We start from the raw sequence: 16,955 nt of genomic DNA on the forward strand, positions 1-16,955 counted from the left end.
TTTTGCTGATTCACGCCAAACCCCTCAGGCAGACTGCGGTGCATCAATGACAAACCGGTACTGCTTACCACAATGTAGAATCACTTCTTTTTGATGACGCTTGAGGATCCGTACCTCAACCCGAATATCGCCATAACCATCATGGGCAAGCACCTCATCAACCAAATCCATCAGCTTAGCTTTTACCGGCTGTGAGGAATTTTGACTGGTTAATGACATTATCTTTACCACGCTGATCAATTTTCGGTGACTTGGAGTGTAGAAGAGTAAGGAAGTTTTTCCCTATAGGAAATATTCCTGAATTTGGTATTTTTTCACATTTTTACAAAGCCATTACTTTTATTTATTATTTATCAGACACTTAAAATAGTTTTAACCAATCGTATAATTTTTATTTAGGCCGACATTATGTCTAAACGGGAAGTATTTCCTGCAAATAAACGTGAATTCCCGGAATTAATTAAGGATTAAATCGATCAAAACATCGAGACAATAGCCAAAAAATTCCTGTAATTCTCCCTACAGAACTACAGGTGAATTTTCTTCACGCTTTTCTTTGACTATTGATCAGATTTATTCGGGGTATCAGGCTGATAGGGATCCTGCACGATAATTAACACGGGCAATAATCGATCTTCGCCACGCGCCACGCGCTGCAACACAAATCGATGGAATTTTTCCCGATACTCAGGATATTGCTTTATCGCTTTACGCATCATCTGCTGCGCTTCAACCGGCTGATCATTAACCGCCAGAAGATAGGCATGCATATAGGTTTCGAGTCGTCCTGGCCAGTTTTCGACAACCAGCTGGCTCAAGCTCAGCTTATCAGCATAAAAAGGCTGACTATTCGGCAAGACTCGGACGAAAAAATTATCGGCGTAATGAGTAAAGAGGGTTTGTCTACGCAAGTCGTTAAACTGCACCAGGTTTGATTCAACCTGCTCAGGTGATAAGCCTTCTTGTCTCAATTTGGTAATCGATTGTTCAAGCTGCTTATAGTCATGAACAATGCTGCCCAGTGTCCAACATCCGAACACGAATACCATGATAAAACACACTGGCGCCAGCCGGAATCTGGTTGATAAGGCATTCTCGGAGGATAAGCCAATCAGCAAGCTCGCAAAGGCAAGAAAGTGGCTATACCACAACGGAAACTCTAATAAGCTATGCGCGCCAATAATGCCAAGTAAGGCTAATAGCCACCATTTTTCAACGGTTAATTTGCTGGTAAATTGGCCAGCGAACCAATACACCACCCCCGCCAGAAATATCAGGCCACCGATGAGGCCGGTTTCTGCAAAAAGCTGGGCAATAATATTATGCACATGCCCCCACATGCCTTTCAGGCTCGGGTATTGTTCGGTCAAATTATAGTTAAACCACGGGAATTCTGCCCAGCCAATCCCCAGCCATGGGCTGGATTGAAACGCCCGCCAGCCTTGCTCTAACAAAATAAGCCGTGTTGATTCCCCGCCTAGCGTATTCATCATGCGTTTGGCAGGCACAGTGGCGGGATCTAAAAAGGTTAAATATGGCACTAAAACCTGCGCCACAATAAAAGCGGGAATAAGCCATAAAAGCTGAGCAGGTCGTATAGGCAAAGGGTGTGATTTAGCAATCGGTTTTAGGAGAAGCCAGCCCCCCACTGAAATCAATAGGACATACAAGATCGCCATCCGCTGACCTGCCTGAGCAAGGCCAATTAAAAATAAAGCGATTAAAATAAGCAGCAAAGTTTGCTTAAGACGATGGGTAAAATACAGATACAACACGGAGGCCATCGCTAAGGCGATATAGTTTGAAAAATGATTGACTTGGCCGATATTGCCAGCGCGTCCATCCAATATCCAAGGCGCCAGCATGTGTGTCTGCGGAATAAATTTACTGATAATGAGCAAAACCATTATTAATGTTGCGCCGACAGTAAAAGCCCAAGCCAAGGTGGGCACCACTTTTTGTACGGTCAATACATGCCGAAGATTGGCGCCCAGTACGATCATCAGGGCAGCAAACCCCATATAGAGCATGGCAATAAATTGATTTTGCCAATAGTCGGGTTTCAATACGACAATTTGCAGACCTAACACCACGATGAGTAATAAAGGTACAAAGGTCATGACCGGTATTTGAAATGTTGGGCGGTTTCGACCCACCAGAAATAATGTTGCAAACACACCAAACACAGCGGTAAGCCATTCTTTATAGAAGCTGGCGATGGGCGGTACGTGATACGTCACTAAAAAAGGGACGGCGATCATGAGTGAAAGACAGATCAAACTGGCAATACTGAGCAGCGTATGTTGATTAGCTGACTGTTCGGTCGCTGAGGCGTGCATGCTCTCTCCTGGCATAATTATTATTTAAGCCTATGCATCATAGTGAGCATACACCAGTAAAACAGTAGGAAAAAATCCTAAAATAGCATTGCCGGCTTATTTTAAATGACCATTACTACTGAAATTTAGACTTATTAAACAATAAGATAGCGTTCTTTAGCGCCATTTTTGAATACACACCAGCCGAAACAGGAATTATTCCTATATCGGCATTAAACCAAACTGACTATTATCTTACTTAACTTTAAAACCTGTCTGTTTTCACTGATTTAAAGTTATCCTTGTGGCCGTGACGGCTCATATGTTGCTGCGAATGTTTACTCATTCGCAGTTTTTTTTTGCAAAAAAAACCCGCACTAGGCGGGCTTAATCATCAGCCATGTGATCGTCAATCAGAACATACCCAATTGCAACCGCGCTGATTCGCTCATTAACTCTTTGCTCCATGGCGGATCCCATACCAGTTCGACATGGACTTTATTAACGCCATCCACCGTTTCGACTTTGCTCTCAATGTCGCCCGGAAACGATTGTGCCACTGGGCAGCCCGGCGCCGTGAGGGTCATTCGGATAACCACGTTGCCTGAGTCGCTGACGTCAATGTTATAGATTAATCCAAGCTCGTAAATATTAACCGGTATTTCAGGGTCATAGATGGTTTTCAGCATCTCGATGACATTCTCCCGAACTTCATCGGTGGTAAAGGGTTTGACAGCATTATCATTCATAGGCTTATTGTTTATTCAGTGGTAATTGAAATATCGTGGTCACTATCCATCGCCGCATGTGCGGTATGCCATGACAACGTCGCACATTTAACACGGGCTGGAAAATCTTTGACACCGCTCAGCACTTCAAGTTTACCAAGCAGATCCCGATCAGATGACTCCCCTGTCATGACTTTATGTACTTGCTGATAAATGGCATCGGCTTCGGTCACCGTTTTGCCCTTGAGCGCTTCGGTCATGAGTGACGCCGAGGCTTTTGAAATCGCGCAGCCACTGCCGGTGAAACTGACATCGATTATTTTTTCGTCTTCCAGTTTTAAATAAACAACCAGTTTGTCACCACAAAGCGGATTATTACCATGGGCCAAATGATTCGCGTCATCAATTTCTCGAAAATTTCGCGGGTTTTTATTGTGGTCCATGATGACTTGTTGATAGAGATCACGTAAATCACTCATCAGGAAAATAACTCCTGTGTCTTTAAAATCGCACGAATCAATGCTTCTACTTCCGCCTCATTATTATAAAAGGCAAAGGAAGCACGTGCTGTGGCTGGGATATCATAAAACGCCATGACCGGCTGGGCACAATGATGCCCGGTACGAATGGCAACGCCATCCTGATCAAAGATAGTCCCGACATCATGCGGATGGACACCCTCAATCATAAATGAGAGCACAGCAGCTTTATTTGCTGATGTGCCAATAATCTCGACGCCTGGCAATGCCCTTATTTTGTCTGTCGCAAGTTGCAATAAGTGATGCTCTTGGGCAGCAATGTTATCAAGACCGATTGACCACATATACTCAATGGCTGCACCGAGACCGATCGCCCCGGCAATATGCGGCGTGCCAGCTTCAAATTTATAGGGCAATTCATTGTAAATTGTTTGCTCAAAGCTGACCGACAAGATCATATCGCCACCGCCTTGATAAGGTGGCATGGCCGCTAATAACGTCTCGCGACCATAGAGTGCGCCAATCCCGGTTGGCGCAAACATTTTATGACCAGATAAGACATAAAAATCACAGTCAATATCAGTCACATCAACGGCCATGTGTGGCACAGCCTGAGCACCATCAATTAAAACTGGAATAGCTTTGGCGCGGGCTTTGGCGGTGATTGCTTTCACTGGGTTTATCGTTCCCAGCGCATTGGACACATGACCAATTGCCAACATTTTAGTGCGACTGGTCAGCAGATTATCCAGATCGGATAAATCCAGCTCGCCAGACTGCGTCATGGGAATCACATTCAGCTTTGCACCGGTTTGTTCACACAGCATCTGCCAAGGAACAATATTCGCGTGATGCTCTAAATAGCTAATCAGGATTTCATCACCAGCTTGTAATTTTGGCCGCAAAAAGCTTTGCGCAACCAGGTTAACCGCTTCGGTGGCCCCGCGCGTAAAGATGATTTCCTTATCACTCGCTGCATTGAGAAATTGTCGAACTTTGTCACGGGCGCCTTCATAGGCATCGGTGGCACGTTGACTCAGTTGATGTACACCACGATGAATATTAGCGTTATCCTGCTGATAAAAATCGCTGACCGCGTCGATAACCTGCTTCGGTTTTTGGCTGGTCGCGGCATTATCCAGATAGACCAACGGCTGACCATTGATCTGTTGATGCAGGATCGGGAAATCGTCGCGAATCGCGTTGATATTCAATACAGACATAAGCGTTAGTTTCTTGGTAAACGTTGTTCGACGACGCGAATAATCGCATCACGAATATCGGTGTTATCAATTTGCTCAATCACGTCAGCAGCAAATGCGAAAGTCAGCAAACTTCGGGCACTGGTTTCACTTAACCCACGAGCGCGTAAGAAAAACAATTGGTCTTCATTTATTTGACCAATCGCACTGCCATGACCACATTTGACATCATCGGCGTAAATTTCCATTTCGGGCTTACTGTCAATTTCAGCACCACGAGATAACAGCAGGTTTTTATTAGCCTGATTAGCGTCTGTTTTTTGCGCATCTCGATGCACATGCACTTTACCGTTGAAAACGGCATGGCTCTTATCATCCATCACCCCTTTGTATAGCTCATCACTGGTGGTGTTGGGGATGGTATGATCAATACGGGTGTGATTATCAACATGCTGACGACCATCAACCAGATATAAACCGTTCATGGTGACATGAGCCTGCTCACCTAAGAGTTGACTGTGCACATCGTTACGGGCCAGTTGACCGCCCAGCGAAATATTATGATTGTGCCACTCACTGGATTGTGCCTGTTTTGCGGCCATTGTTGCGATATGAAACTGTTGCTTTGACTCGCGCTGCAGTTTGTAATGGAACAATTTCGCCCGGTCTGCCAAGTCAATTTCGGTAATGCTATTGGTCAGACCTGTTGTGTCATCCGGGCTGGCATACAACTCAATTAAGGTTGCCTCACTTTCCGCCTCCATCACCACAACATGCCGTAAATGAACGGCAAGATCAGCCGTATTGCCCGAATTGACAACTAATAATTCAATCGGTTTTTTCAGCTTAACGCCTGCTGCAACATGAATATAAGCGCCTTCGCTCATCAGCATGGTATTAAGGGCATTAAAGCCGCTTTTTTCCAAGGATATCTGTTGGTTCAGATACGGCATGGCTGCATCTAATGATTGAGACAAAGGCTGAACCGTCACACCATCTGGTAAGCCACTCAAGCTAGAAGCAGTAAAGTCAATATGACCATCAACAATGACCAACTGATACGCATCACTGAGTAACTGCCAGTCTGCCGCATTGACATGCCCCGGCTGACTGACATCATGGGTAAACTGTTGCTGACTAAATGACCATAAACTGGTGTATTTCCAGTCCTCATCGCGCTTTCCAGGCAGACCATTTCGTTCGAAATACTGTTGTCCTGATGCCCGCAAACCTCGCCAGTCCGGGTTTGGCAGACCATTTTCCCGACGCATTTCAGCGACGGGAATAAAGTCCGTTTGAAATTCCGTTAACTGTTTCATGCTGGCTCACTCGCAGGTTGTTCTTTAATCCAGCTATAGCCTGATTTTTCGAGCTCTTTCGCCAGATCTTTGTCACCAGATTTAACAATACGCCCCTCTGACAACACATGTACAACGTCAGGAACAATATAATCCAGCAGACGCTGATAGTGCGTAATCATGACTATCGATCGATCTTCAGCGCGTAAGGCGTTGACGCCTTCTGAAACGATGCGCAGTGCGTCAATATCCAAACCAGAGTCTGTTTCATCCAGAATCGCCAGTGTTGGCTCTAAAACTGCCATTTGCAGGATTTCATTGCGTTTTTTCTCACCACCGGAAAAACCCTCATTAACGCTACGGTGGAGGAATTGCTCATCCATTTTCACCAGTTCCATTTTTTTGCGAACCAATGTCAAAAAGTCCATCGCATCCACTTCTTCGAGCCCTTGATATTTGCGCACCGCATTTAATGCCGCTTTCAGCAAATAAATATTACTCACACCAGGAATTTCAACTGGATACTGAAACGCCAGGAATACTCCACGTTGGGCGCGCTCTTCTGGCTCTAAATCCAATAGGCTTTCCCCTTTGTAGAAGATTTCGCCTTGCGTTATTTCATAACCTTCACGACCAGCAAGCACATTCGATAACGTACTTTTACCGGCGCCATTCGGCCCCATAATGGCATGCACTTCACCGGCATTAACGGTCATATCAATCCCGCGCAAAATTTCTTTGCCATCAATTGAGGCATGCAGGTTTTTGATTTCCAAAATTTTCATATTTATAACTCTGACTTTTTATTTATATTCGTAGTGTGATTTAACCGACTGAACCTTCAAGGGACAGACCCAAGAGATTTTGCGCTTCTACAGCAAACTCCATCGGCAACTCGCGGATAACCTGCTTGCAGAAACCATTCACAATCATTGACACGGCGTCTTCTTCATCCAGACCACGCTGTTTGCAATAAAACAATTGGTCTTCACTAATCTTTGAGGTTGACGCCTCATGTTCAATTTGTGCAGAGGGATTTTTCACTTCGATATACGGAAAAGTATGCGCTGCACACTGGTCGCCCATTAGCAATGAATCACACTCCGTATAATTTCGTGCATTTTCTGCATTGGGTCCCACCCGAACCAAGCCACGATAGGCATTAGAAGACCGCCCAGCCGAGATACCCTTTGAGATAATCGTTGAGCTGGTATTTTTGCCCAAATGGATCATTTTGGTACCGGTATCAGCTTGTTGCAGATTGTTGGTGACCGCTACCGAGTAAAACTCACCTACAGAATGATCTCCTTGTAAGACCACGCTAGGATATTTCCAGGTAATTGCGGAACCAGTTTCAACTTGTGTCCATGAGACTTTTGAACGCTCACCACGGCAGGCAGCGCGTTTTGTTACAAAATTATAGATGCCACCTTTGCCATTTTCATCACCGGGATACCAGTTTTGAACGGTTGAGTACTTGATTTCTGCATGATCCATGGCGACCAACTCAACCACTGCCGCATGTAATTGGTTTTCGTCCCGCATGGGCGCGGTACAACCTTCAAGGTAGCTAACATAGCTTTCATCATCAGCAATGATGAGCGTCCGTTCAAATTGCCCCGTATTCGCCGCATTGATTCGGAAATAAGTCGACAACTCCATTGGGCATCGCACCCCTTTTGGGATATAGACGAAAGAGCCATCCGTAAATACCGCCGAATTCAACGCCGCATAAAAGTTATCTTTGTATGGGACGACACTGCCCAAATACTTTTTAACTAATTCCGGGTGCTCATGCACAGCTTCCGAGATTGGCATGAATAAGATGCCTTGTTTCGCCAAAGTATCTTTAAACGTATTTGATACTGAAACGCTATCAAACACCGCGTCTACAGCAACCCCCGCCAAACGTGCACGTTCGTCTAGCGGAACACCCAATTTTTCATAGGTTTTTAATAACTCTGGATCCACTTCATCCAGGCTTTTTGGGCCGTCGGTCTTTTTCTTTGGTGCACTGTAGTAACTGACCGCCTGATAATCGACTTCAGGGTAGTGCACATGCGCCCATTCTGGCGTTTCCATGGTCAACCAGTAGCGATACGCTTTTAAGCGAAATTCCAGCATGAATTCTGGTTCATTTTTAATTGCAGAAATTTGCCGAATTGTGTCTTCAGTCAGGCCTGGCGGCAGACTATCTGCTTCGATATCGGTGTAAAAACCGGCCTTGTACTCACGACTGGTGAGTGCTTCTAATTGTTCGGTTTGTGTCTGTTCAGTCATGATGACCACCATTTTGTAAAGTATGCTTTTCTGCTTTTACCTGTGAGGGATAAAACGTAATCTTTTGGGCTTCAGGGCTATTTGGCAACGCCATATTCGCCAGTTTGACTTCATCAAGGGCGTGAAATACTGCGTTATTGATCTGGGTCCAATTCGTTTGGATAGCGCAATGTCTTTCCTGCTCACACTGACCGTGATCGCTGACACATTCGGTCAAAGCAATCGGGCCTTCAATAGCCGTTATTATATCTGCCACCGAAATCCTGCGTGGATCCCGGTTCAAGCTGTAGCCGCCCTGCGCTCCCCGCTCAGACTTCAGTAAACCGCCACAAGTCAAAGCCTTTAACACTTTTTTCACTGTTGGCAGAGGCATCTGAACGGCGTCAGACAGCGTATGTGCACTGTGCTGTGAATCCCTATTCGCAGCCAAATGACTCATCAGCACGATGCCGTAATCCGTCAATTTCCCCATTCGCAGCATAATTCTGCCCTCCAATTGGTACCATTATAGTACCAATTAACGTAATAACCAAGTGGCATCGTCAGATAGGAGTCGTCGGTTCAAGCCTGAAACACTTATGAAAGTATGAGACAATCTCCTTAGTGAACTTCAACGACAAATAAGTTACTAAACGGGGCATATGCCCCTTTTCTTTTTTTTGATGAGAGTGAACACACTATGAAATTGAACGTTTTGATCGCCTCGCTAACCTTTTTATTCGGAGCAAATGTTATGGCTCAAGCTAATCTCGACTCAGATAAACAAAAAATCAGCTACATTTTTGGCATTCAGGTCGGACAAAATATGATGGCTGAAGGAGTCAATTTGGACATTGATGCGTTCGCCGCCGGTGTGCAGGACATGCTGAATGGTCAACAGCCGCAACTCGATCAAGCCAGTGCCGAACAAGTGATTAGCGCCTATCAGCAAAAAAAATCTCAAGAAATGGCTGATTTGATGAATAAAAAACAAGCTGAATCAAAAGCGTTTATGGACGAAAATGCTAAAAATCCAAACGTTAAAACGACAGACAGCGGCATCCAGTATGAAATTCTTGAAGCCGGTGATGGTGCCACACCTACAGCAGAGGATAAAGTCATCGCTCATTACGAAGGCACGCTAATTGACGGGACGAAGTTTGATAGTTCCTATGACCGAGGTGAACCGGCCACTTTCCCTGTCAATGGCGTTATTCAAGGCTGGCAAGAAGTGCTTAAAATGATGAAGGAAGGTGCTAAATGGCGTGTTGTTATTCCAGGTAGCTTAGCCTATGGCCCGCAAGGTGCAGGTGACAAAATTGGCCCAAATGAAACGTTACTTTTCGATATTGAATTAATCGCTATTACCAACTAGTTTCGACAATATTGGCGCGATATAACCGCCCGGCATTATGCTGGGCGGTTTTTTATTGAAGCATTTTATTTAAACGAGCCCAATCAAAAAAAGGCCCCGGATCCGTTTTTCTGCCCGGCGCTATATGCTCATGCCCAGTAATATTATCTAGATTTAATTTTGGATAACTCGCCACCAAACAGTGAATCACGGCAGTCAATTTGACGTATTGTTCATCGGTAAAAGCCGTATGGTCGTCTCCTTCCAACTCAATACCAACGGTAAAGTCATTACATTTATCACGGCCCTGCCAATTTGATTGTCCTGCATGCCAAGCACGACGATGAAATGGAACAAATTGCACAATGTGACCATTTCGACGAATTAATAGGTGCGAAGAAACTTTCAGGTGCGCAATTGTTTTAAAGTAAGGGTGAGCACTTGCCTCTAACCGATTAAGAAATAAGTCTATTATCCATGTCTCTCCAAACTGACCGGGCGGCAAGCTGATATTATGAATGACGATACCCGTCAGATCGTCCGTATCGGGACGTAAATCTTGGTTTGGCGAACACTGCTTTTCTGCGACATCCAGCCAGCCAGTTTTATTATCAATCTGCAAAATTACATTCCTAAAGATTTAGTGAATAGATTATCAAACCTGATGCAGTTACCCTATAGCGTTTAATGGAGTCAGCATGCGCATCGAAAATACTATTCCTGTTGAGTTTATTGCCTCTCAAGTAAAACTGGCATTGCTTGAAGATATCGGACAAGGTGATTTGACCGCCGCGTTAATCCCAAATGATAAACGCGCCGTTGCAAAACTCATCGCACGTGAGCCAGGTGTGTTAGCTGGCACCGATTGGGTAACACAAGCATTTCAGCAATGTTCACCAGAAATCACGTTGCATTGGTTTCAACATGATGGCAGTCATTTGCAACAGAATGATCTCATTTGTGAAATCCGGGGCAACGCCCGAGCGATGTTAAGTGCTGAGCGTACTGCATTAAACTTTTTACAAACCTTGTCTGGAACAGCGACCCTAACCCGCCGATATATTGAGGCTCTACAAGGCCTAAACACAACATTGCTTGATACCCGTAAAACAATTCCTGGCTTACGTTTAGCTCAGAAATATGCCGTACGCTGTGGTGGCGGTTCCAACCATCGGTTTGGCTTGTTTGATGCAATTTTGATTAAAGAAAATCACATTCAAGCAGCTGGCAATATTCAAGCAGCCGTTAAGCAAGCCAGAAACGTTAATTCAAATGTGACTATCGAACTGGAAGTAGAAAACCTGGAAGAACTTCAACAAGGTCTTCATGCCGGCGTTGATATCATTTTATTAGATAATTTCAGTATTGAGACACTCTCGACGGCGGTCGAATTAACTGCCGGTCAAACGCTGCTCGAGGCGTCAGGCGGTATTACCATAGAAAATATTCGACAGATTGCTGAAACAGGCGTGAACCGCATCTCTGTTGGTAGTCTGACTAAAGATGTTTGCGCGCTTGATCTCTCAATGCGCTTTAACTAAAAAGGCCGCCCGAAGGCGGCCTTAAAGCGGAAATTTACAACGTTAATTTAAATCCTATCCAACCTGCTCGGGGTGAACTCGCGCCCACGAACCGAGGATTTTCAAAATCTAGACCAGGTGCTTCATCCGGTTCGCCGTACAAGCCAAAAGTATTGTATTCACTGTCAAACAAGTTATCGACTTTTGCGAAAAACTGCAGATTTGGCGTCACTTGATAGCGGCTATGCAGGTTAACCACTTTATAGTGACCGATTTTGCTGTCTGTATTTGCTTCATCACCACGGAAATACTGACTTGAATGATATGAGGCTGTAAAGCCCATTGAGAATTTATCTGTTACATCATAATCCGCGCCAATTTTGATGTTATGCGCTGGAATACCAGGTAATCGATCACCTTCTTTGACAACAAAATTGACGACTTCATCATCAACTTCACGGGCATACACAAATTCATCCTCAAAGGTGGCACGGATATAGGAGTAGTTCGCAAACCAACTTAATCGTTCATGTCCACCGAAAAGCGCAAGTTCAATACCAGCACGTGCTGTTTTGTCAATATTGTCGAAATTACCAATTGAAAGGCGCGGGTCCGGTGTCACTTCATCTGCATCTTCAACGGATGGGAAGAAGAATAAGTCATCTTTTAATTCAGTATAGAAAACACCAGCACTCCAGCCAATGGCATCTTGTTGTCCACGTAAACCAGCTTCGATTGTTCTGGCAACCACATCATCCAACGGCGGATCAGCTAAAAATGCATTCGGGTAGGAACAGGGACTTTCTGGCTCGCTACAGGTCAATTCTGAAGGTGTTGGAGCACGATTAGACTCGCTATAACTACCATATGCCGTAATATTATCTTGTAGCGCATAAGTCAAACCAACAGAAGGATTAAACCGCTTAAAATGATGCGTATTACCGCTCTCATTAAGGTCTTGTTCCCCGCCTTCGCTGGTACCGGATATATCAATTGCAATCCAGTTATAACGTCCCGCCAGCGTCAAATCTAACCGCTCTGTTAACGCATGCGTATTACTGAAGAAAACACTGTATGTATCGGTTTCAATATTACCATCTACCACCGTGTCATCAATAATAAAGCCCGTACCGTTTGTACCGCGCGTATTGGTAAACCGTGCAATTTCTGATTGTGAACTGTAGTCCACATCGGAATGATCATAACCTGCTCCGACCACTAACTGATTATCTCTGCCAAAAAGAGGTTGGGTAAAGGTACTCTGTAAGGCAAAGCCAAAACTATCCTGTTCTGTCTCACTCGTATTGTTTAATGCAACGAAATCATCATCCTCAAATCCGAACTGGGTTCCATCAACGAGTACTTCTTCCTCATCATCATCGTCATTGACAATATTACCGTCTTCAACTTCCAGCTCCGAACCATCACCATTAAAGCTGCTACGGTCGCTTCGACGATAATAGGTATTTGCCGACAACATGACTTCGTCATTTATCCAGTGCGACCCATTAAGTGCAATTTGGCGAAGCTCATTTTGGGTATTATCCGGATGCGTAAATACGGCTTCACGGTCTTGTGCAACAAGCTCAATCGGTGATGCACCATTGCCGTTAAGATCACTATCAACACCCAAGAAACTCAGGTCAAGTGAGGTATTCTCATCAGCATAACTCAGCTTGGAAAAGAACTGTTCAACGCGTGATGGTGAAAAGTCGCGCCAGCCGTCTTCCTTGGTTATCGAACCTGTCACATAATAGGCAAAATTACCATCATTCCCCCCACTCTCAATCGTGCCCGAGTCACGATTAAAAGAGCCGGTATAGGCTTCAAGGCTATGTCCAGGGTGTGTAAAACCATTTTTGGTTTCGAGAGTCAGGGCGCCACCAAGCGTATTTAAACCAAAAACAGGATTGGAGCCCGGAATTAAATTTAGATTTGCGATAGCTGCTTCAGGAATTAACTCAAAGTTAATGGCATCACCAAAGGGCTCATTGACTCGAACACCATCCATATAAACGGATAACCCTTGCGCATTACCCACCAAAGGCGATGCCGTAAATCCACGGTATTTCAGGTCTGGTTGGAATGGATTGTTTTGCGCTGCATTTAAACTAATACTGCCAAAATTTTTATTTAAAAAATCGGAAAGATCTAACCCCTGCGTGCGTTCTATATCTGCATCAGTAGCAGACTGTACATTGGCTGGGATTTTATCAGCCGTTAATCCCACCCCTCCTATCGGGGTAGTTCCAATAACTTCAAGATCAGAAAGTCTGACGCTGTCCTCGGCCGCAACAACAGAAACACTGAAGGCCGAGATAATTAATGCGGGCAATAAGCGCTGCCGGTATGGAATCGCCATAAATAATCTCCCAGATAATAATATGTTATTAGCCTTTATATTTAAGGCTTTTATCCGACCGTAATTAGGTCGTTATCTGGATGCTAGCACGCCTTTAAAGCGTAAAATCTAGGAAATATTCCTGATTGTTTTGCTTATCTTGTTTGGTCTTCATTTAAACGGAAAACCAAGCCAACTGCTGATGCAACTGGACTACTTCACCAATGATTAGCAACGTTGGCGCAATGGGCTTTTCACGTATCGCTAAATCAGGTAAATCCGCAATCGTTGATACCCACACACGCTGATTTTCCGTTGTACCCTGTTGCACCAAGGCTGCGGGCATATCGGCTGCCATACCGTGATGTTGTAACTGTGCAGATAATTCCGGTAAACCAGCAAGGCCCATATAGACAACCACCGTCTGGCGTGGCTGAACTAAAGAAGACCAGTTTAAATCTAACTCTCCTGCTTTAAGCTGACCCGTTACAAAAACGCAACTTTGTGCGTAATCTCTGTGCGTCAGTGGAATACCCGCATAACTTGCGCAGCCAGATGCGGCCGTCACCCCGGGCACAACTTGAAAGGGAATGTTTTCCGCTGCAAGTGTCGCAATTTCCTCACCGCCCCGACCAAAAATAAAGGGATCCCCCCCTTTCAATCTCAGGACACGCTTGCCTTGCTGAGCATGTTCAAGCAGCAACAAGTTGATTTCTTCTTGTCTTTTAAAATGCCAGCTGCGCTGTTTACCAACATAGATTAATTCGGCCTCTTTTCTGACCAAAGCCAACACTTCCTGGCTTACCAGTCGATCATAGAACACGACATCTGCTTGTTGCATCAGGCGTAATGCTTTGAAAGTGAGCAGGTCCGGATCACCCGGCCCGGCCCCAACCAAATACACTTCGCCCTGACTTAATTCACTTGGCCGCGTTTCTGAAATAAGCCGGTTAAGTGTGTCTTCTGCCAGCCTTGTCCGGCCTGCCAGCATGTGGTCGGCAACGGGCCCCTGCAAAACGGATTCCCAAAATCGACGACGCTGGCTGGTTTCAGTGAAGCGTTGTTTTACTTTATTGCGATAGTGACCAACCAACTGGCCTAGTTGTCCATAAGCAGGTGGGATCAAGGTCTCTAAGCGGGCGCGTAATTGACGTGATAACACTGGTGACTGACCACCGCTGGTTACCGACACGAGCACTGAGCCACGCTCCAAAACAGAACCCAAAATAAAATCACAGTGGGCAGGATCATCAGCCACGTTAACTGGTATTCGCCGCTGTTTCGCAGCCTGATATACCACGGCATTCACATTGACATCGTTAGTTGCTGCAATCACCAAGGTTTGGGCATGAAGATAGGCCGGATCAAAACGACACGGCAGCCAATGAATTTGTCCTGCGTAGTCGGGATTTGCCAATATTTTCCGGGTTGAGTTGCCAATTTCTGGTGCAAGTAAAGTGACGCGCGCGCCTGCTCTTGCCAGTAAAGCTAACTTACGGGACGCCACATCGCCACCACCAACAACTAGACTACGACCCTGTCGAACGTTCAAAAATACCGGCAAATATTCCATACAAATCAATCTAATCTAACGGCACGTGCAGTGCCTGAAGAACATAACCATCGGACAAATTCTGTACAACAGCAACCAAACTCAACGCGTCCGACTGCCACTCTTCAGCGAGCGGAATTTCAGTCATCAGCACGGACTCACCTCGATTGGAAAGAGAAAATGGTCCCAGCCACTTTCTGACCAGATCCTGGTGATTAAAGACCGTGCCCGCATTATCACCACCGTGAACTTCATTGCGCACATGATTCTCAGTGACCGCCAGGTATAGTTTACTGTGCGCACGATTTTCGTCGCCACGAACCTGAACTGCCGTTTGGACAGATAAAGTGGCATCCGTCCGTTTCGCTGTGATTTGAATGTCGGCTTCAGCAGGGTAATTATTTAACAGTGCGATGACATCAATCAATTGCTCTCGCCAGCTATGTATCGTTTCCCCACTGGCCACTAACTCGGGGGTAAAAATATGCTGATAATGGTTCAGGTGCGCAAGTTGCTTTTGTCGACTGGTAAATTCTGGTTGCGCAAACTTGTCAATCCAGCCTTTACGATCATTGAGATAATCAACATGAAATGTCAGCACGATAAGATCTTCATCAAGGATACCTTGCTCGGGCAAAGTCTGATGAACGAAGTGCTCAGCCGCCGGGCAAAGCCCGCACCCTTCTGACACAAACATTTCCAATAACGCCGTGTGTTTTTCTGGCGTGCGCCCTTGCCAGTTATCAGCGAAAACGGGTGTTGAAAGCAACATTAATAAGGCAAGATAAGGCAGATAGTTTTGATAATTCATAACAGGCTCCCGCTAGCAACTTACTTAGTCAGACCGCTTTATTCAGCTATCTTACTGCCAGCAGCATCGGTGATCAGCGCTAATTCCCGCAAAACCGCCGTCGCATAGCTACCGGGTGGCAATGCAAACTCAATCAACAAGCGGTTTTCTGTCAGGAACTGCCATTGAAAGTTTTGTGGAAAAAGCCGTAATGACCGCCGTTCCTGTTTCAAACCCAATTCGGCTAAATTCTGACACCAGACCGACCAGTCCGCTAGCACATTTTGCTCAAGTATCTGGGCTTCATGTTCAACCGGGGACTCTCCTGCCCCCCACAATGGTCCCGTTGGATGAATATCCATTTTTGCCAAACGTTGCTCAATTGTCGCGTCCGGCCCTTGACACACAAAATAACTCGCACGGGTTCCATCGAGCAGCATGACATCACCAGGTAAAGCCTGTTGCCAGTTATCCTGACGAATACGCTCTGCCAAGACCAAGTTAAATAACCAACTCCGTGCTGCCGAAATCCACATGCTGCGTGATTGTCTTTTACGCGGTGCTTCGCCACCATGAAACCACGCATCGACCTGCGTTAAATTTCGACCCTGATGCCCAAAACGTTGCTCAGCAAAATAATTTGGCACCCCGGTTTTGGCAATGGTTTCCAGGCTGTTTAGCCATGCCTGCCTGTTGCCGGTGACATTGGTTAGATTTAAACGAAACTGATTACCTGACAACACACCACGCTTTAGCTTTTTACTATGTCTGACAATATGCTGCACTTTTATTGTATCGCTGTTCATCTGTTGCCAGTCAGGTTCTGTTTTACCTTGCAGGTTGACACTAAACCACTGGCTGGTGACGGCATGGCGATCTTTAAGTCCGGCATAACCTACAGCCACCGGTGAAACACCGGCGAAACGAGCGATTTTCTGGGCTAACCAGTCTGTATTAGTCTCTGTTTTTTGAATGAATAACCAGACATGACTGCCCGTCCCATCAGGCGTGAACGGTAACTGCTCTTCGACAACAAAATCTGTTGCTGCTGCCCTTATCGTTGCTTGTCGATCGCCTTGGCCAAGTGCATAAGGCAGTGCTGAAAAAGTCATTC

The 16,955-nt window shown here is 45.4% G+C and carries 16 protein-coding genes; 2 read left to right on the forward strand and 14 right to left on the reverse strand.

The annotated features are described in order from the left end of the window. Positions 1-24 precede the first annotated feature (24 nt). The 9 genes from Q7C_RS01295 to Q7C_RS01335 form a co-directional block, all read right to left on the reverse strand. Entirely contained in the window at positions 25-219 is a 195-nt protein-coding gene (locus Q7C_RS01295; protein ID WP_014702899.1) for a hypothetical protein, read from the reverse strand. 341 nt (positions 220-560) lie between these two features. Further along, positions 561-2,339, reverse strand: a complete 1,779-nt coding sequence (locus tag Q7C_RS01300; RefSeq protein WP_014702900.1) for a PglL family O-oligosaccharyltransferase — start codon at positions 2,337-2,339, stop codon at positions 561-563. A gap of 392 nt (positions 2,340-2,731) precedes the next feature. Continuing rightward, complete coding sequence (locus tag Q7C_RS01305; protein ID WP_014702901.1) at positions 2,732-3,067, reverse strand: SUF system Fe-S cluster assembly protein; 336 nt, start codon at positions 3,065-3,067, stop codon at positions 2,732-2,734. A gap of 11 nt (positions 3,068-3,078) precedes the next feature. After that, positions 3,079-3,525 (reverse strand): Fe-S cluster assembly sulfur transfer protein SufU, encoded by a 447-nt coding sequence (gene sufU, locus Q7C_RS01310; RefSeq protein WP_014702902.1) that lies wholly within the window; start codon positions 3,523-3,525, stop codon positions 3,079-3,081. Next, positions 3,525-4,748 (reverse strand): cysteine desulfurase, encoded by a 1,224-nt coding sequence (locus Q7C_RS01315; protein ID WP_014702903.1) that lies wholly within the window; start codon positions 4,746-4,748, stop codon positions 3,525-3,527. Before Q7C_RS01315 ends, sufU begins: the two co-directional genes overlap by 1 nt. Positions 4,749-4,753: 5 nt before the next feature. Beyond that, positions 4,754-6,046 (reverse strand): Fe-S cluster assembly protein SufD, encoded by a 1,293-nt coding sequence (sufD, locus tag Q7C_RS01320; protein ID WP_014702904.1) that lies wholly within the window; start codon positions 6,044-6,046, stop codon positions 4,754-4,756. Beyond that, a complete protein-coding gene (sufC, locus tag Q7C_RS01325) occupies positions 6,043-6,810 on the reverse strand; it encodes a Fe-S cluster assembly ATPase SufC (protein WP_014702905.1) in 768 nt (255 codons plus the stop codon). Before sufC ends, sufD begins: the two co-directional genes overlap by 4 nt. Positions 6,811-6,850: 40 nt before the next feature. Continuing rightward, complete coding sequence (gene sufB / locus Q7C_RS01330; protein WP_014702906.1) at positions 6,851-8,305, reverse strand: Fe-S cluster assembly protein SufB; 1,455 nt, start codon at positions 8,303-8,305, stop codon at positions 6,851-6,853. Next, positions 8,298-8,786 (reverse strand): SUF system Fe-S cluster assembly regulator, encoded by a 489-nt coding sequence (locus Q7C_RS01335; protein WP_014702907.1) that lies wholly within the window; start codon positions 8,784-8,786, stop codon positions 8,298-8,300. The genes sufB and Q7C_RS01335 overlap by 8 nt, the downstream gene beginning before the upstream one ends. A gap of 252 nt (positions 8,787-9,038) precedes the next feature. On the opposite strand from Q7C_RS01335, the gene Q7C_RS01340 reads away from it, so the two are divergent. Further along, on the forward strand, positions 9,039-9,659 hold the full coding sequence (locus tag Q7C_RS01340; protein WP_014702908.1) for a BamJ family beta-barrel-assembly machinery protein: 621 nt from the start codon (positions 9,039-9,041) through the stop codon (positions 9,657-9,659). 52 nt (positions 9,660-9,711) lie between these two features. Here the strand turns inward: Q7C_RS01340 and ampD are convergent, their stop codons facing one another. After that, positions 9,712-10,260 (reverse strand): 1,6-anhydro-N-acetylmuramyl-L-alanine amidase AmpD, encoded by a 549-nt coding sequence (gene ampD, locus Q7C_RS01345; RefSeq protein ID WP_014702909.1) that lies wholly within the window; start codon positions 10,258-10,260, stop codon positions 9,712-9,714. A 76-nt stretch (positions 10,261-10,336) separates the two neighbouring features. On the opposite strand from ampD, the gene nadC reads away from it, so the two are divergent. Next, positions 10,337-11,179, forward strand: a complete 843-nt coding sequence (nadC, locus tag Q7C_RS01350) for a carboxylating nicotinate-nucleotide diphosphorylase (protein WP_014702910.1) — start codon at positions 10,337-10,339, stop codon at positions 11,177-11,179. Positions 11,180-11,213: 34 nt separating this feature from the next. On the opposite strand, the gene Q7C_RS01355 is transcribed toward nadC, so the two are convergent. From Q7C_RS01355 to truD, 4 genes are all read right to left on the reverse strand, one after another. Further along, positions 11,214-13,520 carry a TonB-dependent receptor gene (locus tag Q7C_RS01355; protein WP_014702911.1) on the reverse strand — a complete coding sequence of 769 codons (2,307 nt, stop codon included), beginning with the start codon at positions 13,518-13,520 and terminating at the stop codon, positions 11,214-11,216. Between the two features lie 154 nt (positions 13,521-13,674). Then, positions 13,675-15,072: a siroheme synthase CysG gene (gene cysG / locus Q7C_RS01360; RefSeq protein ID WP_014702912.1), complete on the reverse strand. Its 1,398-nt coding sequence runs from the start codon at positions 15,070-15,072 to the stop codon at positions 13,675-13,677. Between the two features lie 10 nt (positions 15,073-15,082). Next, positions 15,083-15,862, reverse strand: coding sequence for a DUF1223 domain-containing protein (locus Q7C_RS01365; protein WP_014702913.1), 780 nt, complete (start codon positions 15,860-15,862; stop codon positions 15,083-15,085). A 38-nt stretch (positions 15,863-15,900) separates the two neighbouring features. After that, entirely contained in the window at positions 15,901-16,953 is a 1,053-nt protein-coding gene (gene truD, locus Q7C_RS01370; protein ID WP_014702914.1) for a tRNA pseudouridine(13) synthase TruD, read from the reverse strand. Between the last annotated feature and the right edge of the window lie 2 nt (positions 16,954-16,955).

The sequence above is a fragment of the Methylophaga frappieri genome, assembly GCF_000260965.1.
Classification (GTDB): domain Bacteria; phylum Pseudomonadota; class Gammaproteobacteria; order Nitrosococcales; family Methylophagaceae; genus Methylophaga; species Methylophaga frappieri.

What these genes read in the sequence shown, in the direction of transcription:
- Q7C_RS01295 (WP_014702899.1), bottom strand. Translation starts at nt 219, where the DNA reads ATGTCATTAACCAGTCAAAATTCCTCACAGCCGGTAAAAGCTAAGCTG.
- Q7C_RS01300 (WP_014702900.1), bottom strand. Translation starts at nt 2,339, where the DNA reads ATGCACGCCTCAGCGACCGAACAGTCAGCTAATCAACATACGCTGCTC.
- Q7C_RS01305 (WP_014702901.1), bottom strand. Translation starts at nt 3,067, where the DNA reads ATGAATGATAATGCTGTCAAACCCTTTACCACCGATGAAGTTCGGGAG.
- sufU (WP_014702902.1), bottom strand. Translation starts at nt 3,525, where the DNA reads ATGAGTGATTTACGTGATCTCTATCAACAAGTCATCATGGACCACAAT.
- Q7C_RS01315 (WP_014702903.1), bottom strand. Translation starts at nt 4,748, where the DNA reads ATGTCTGTATTGAATATCAACGCGATTCGCGACGATTTCCCGATCCTG.
- sufD (WP_014702904.1), bottom strand. Translation starts at nt 6,046, where the DNA reads ATGAAACAGTTAACGGAATTTCAAACGGACTTTATTCCCGTCGCTGAA.
- sufC (WP_014702905.1), bottom strand. Translation starts at nt 6,810, where the DNA reads ATGAAAATTTTGGAAATCAAAAACCTGCATGCCTCAATTGATGGCAAA.
- sufB (WP_014702906.1), bottom strand. Translation starts at nt 8,305, where the DNA reads ATGACTGAACAGACACAAACCGAACAATTAGAAGCACTCACCAGTCGT.
- Q7C_RS01335 (WP_014702907.1), bottom strand. Translation starts at nt 8,786, where the DNA reads ATGCTGCGAATGGGGAAATTGACGGATTACGGCATCGTGCTGATGAGT.
- Q7C_RS01340 (WP_014702908.1), top strand. Translation starts at nt 9,039, where the DNA reads ATGGCTCAAGCTAATCTCGACTCAGATAAACAAAAAATCAGCTACATT.
- nadC (WP_014702910.1), top strand. Translation starts at nt 10,337, where the DNA reads ATGCGCATCGAAAATACTATTCCTGTTGAGTTTATTGCCTCTCAAGTA.
- Q7C_RS01355 (WP_014702911.1), bottom strand. Translation starts at nt 13,520, where the DNA reads ATGGCGATTCCATACCGGCAGCGCTTATTGCCCGCATTAATTATCTCG.
- cysG (WP_014702912.1), bottom strand. Translation starts at nt 15,072, where the DNA reads ATGGAATATTTGCCGGTATTTTTGAACGTTCGACAGGGTCGTAGTCTA.
- Q7C_RS01365 (WP_014702913.1), bottom strand. Translation starts at nt 15,862, where the DNA reads ATGAATTATCAAAACTATCTGCCTTATCTTGCCTTATTAATGTTGCTT.
- truD (WP_014702914.1), bottom strand. Translation starts at nt 16,953, where the DNA reads ATGACTTTTTCAGCACTGCCTTATGCACTTGGCCAAGGCGATCGACAA.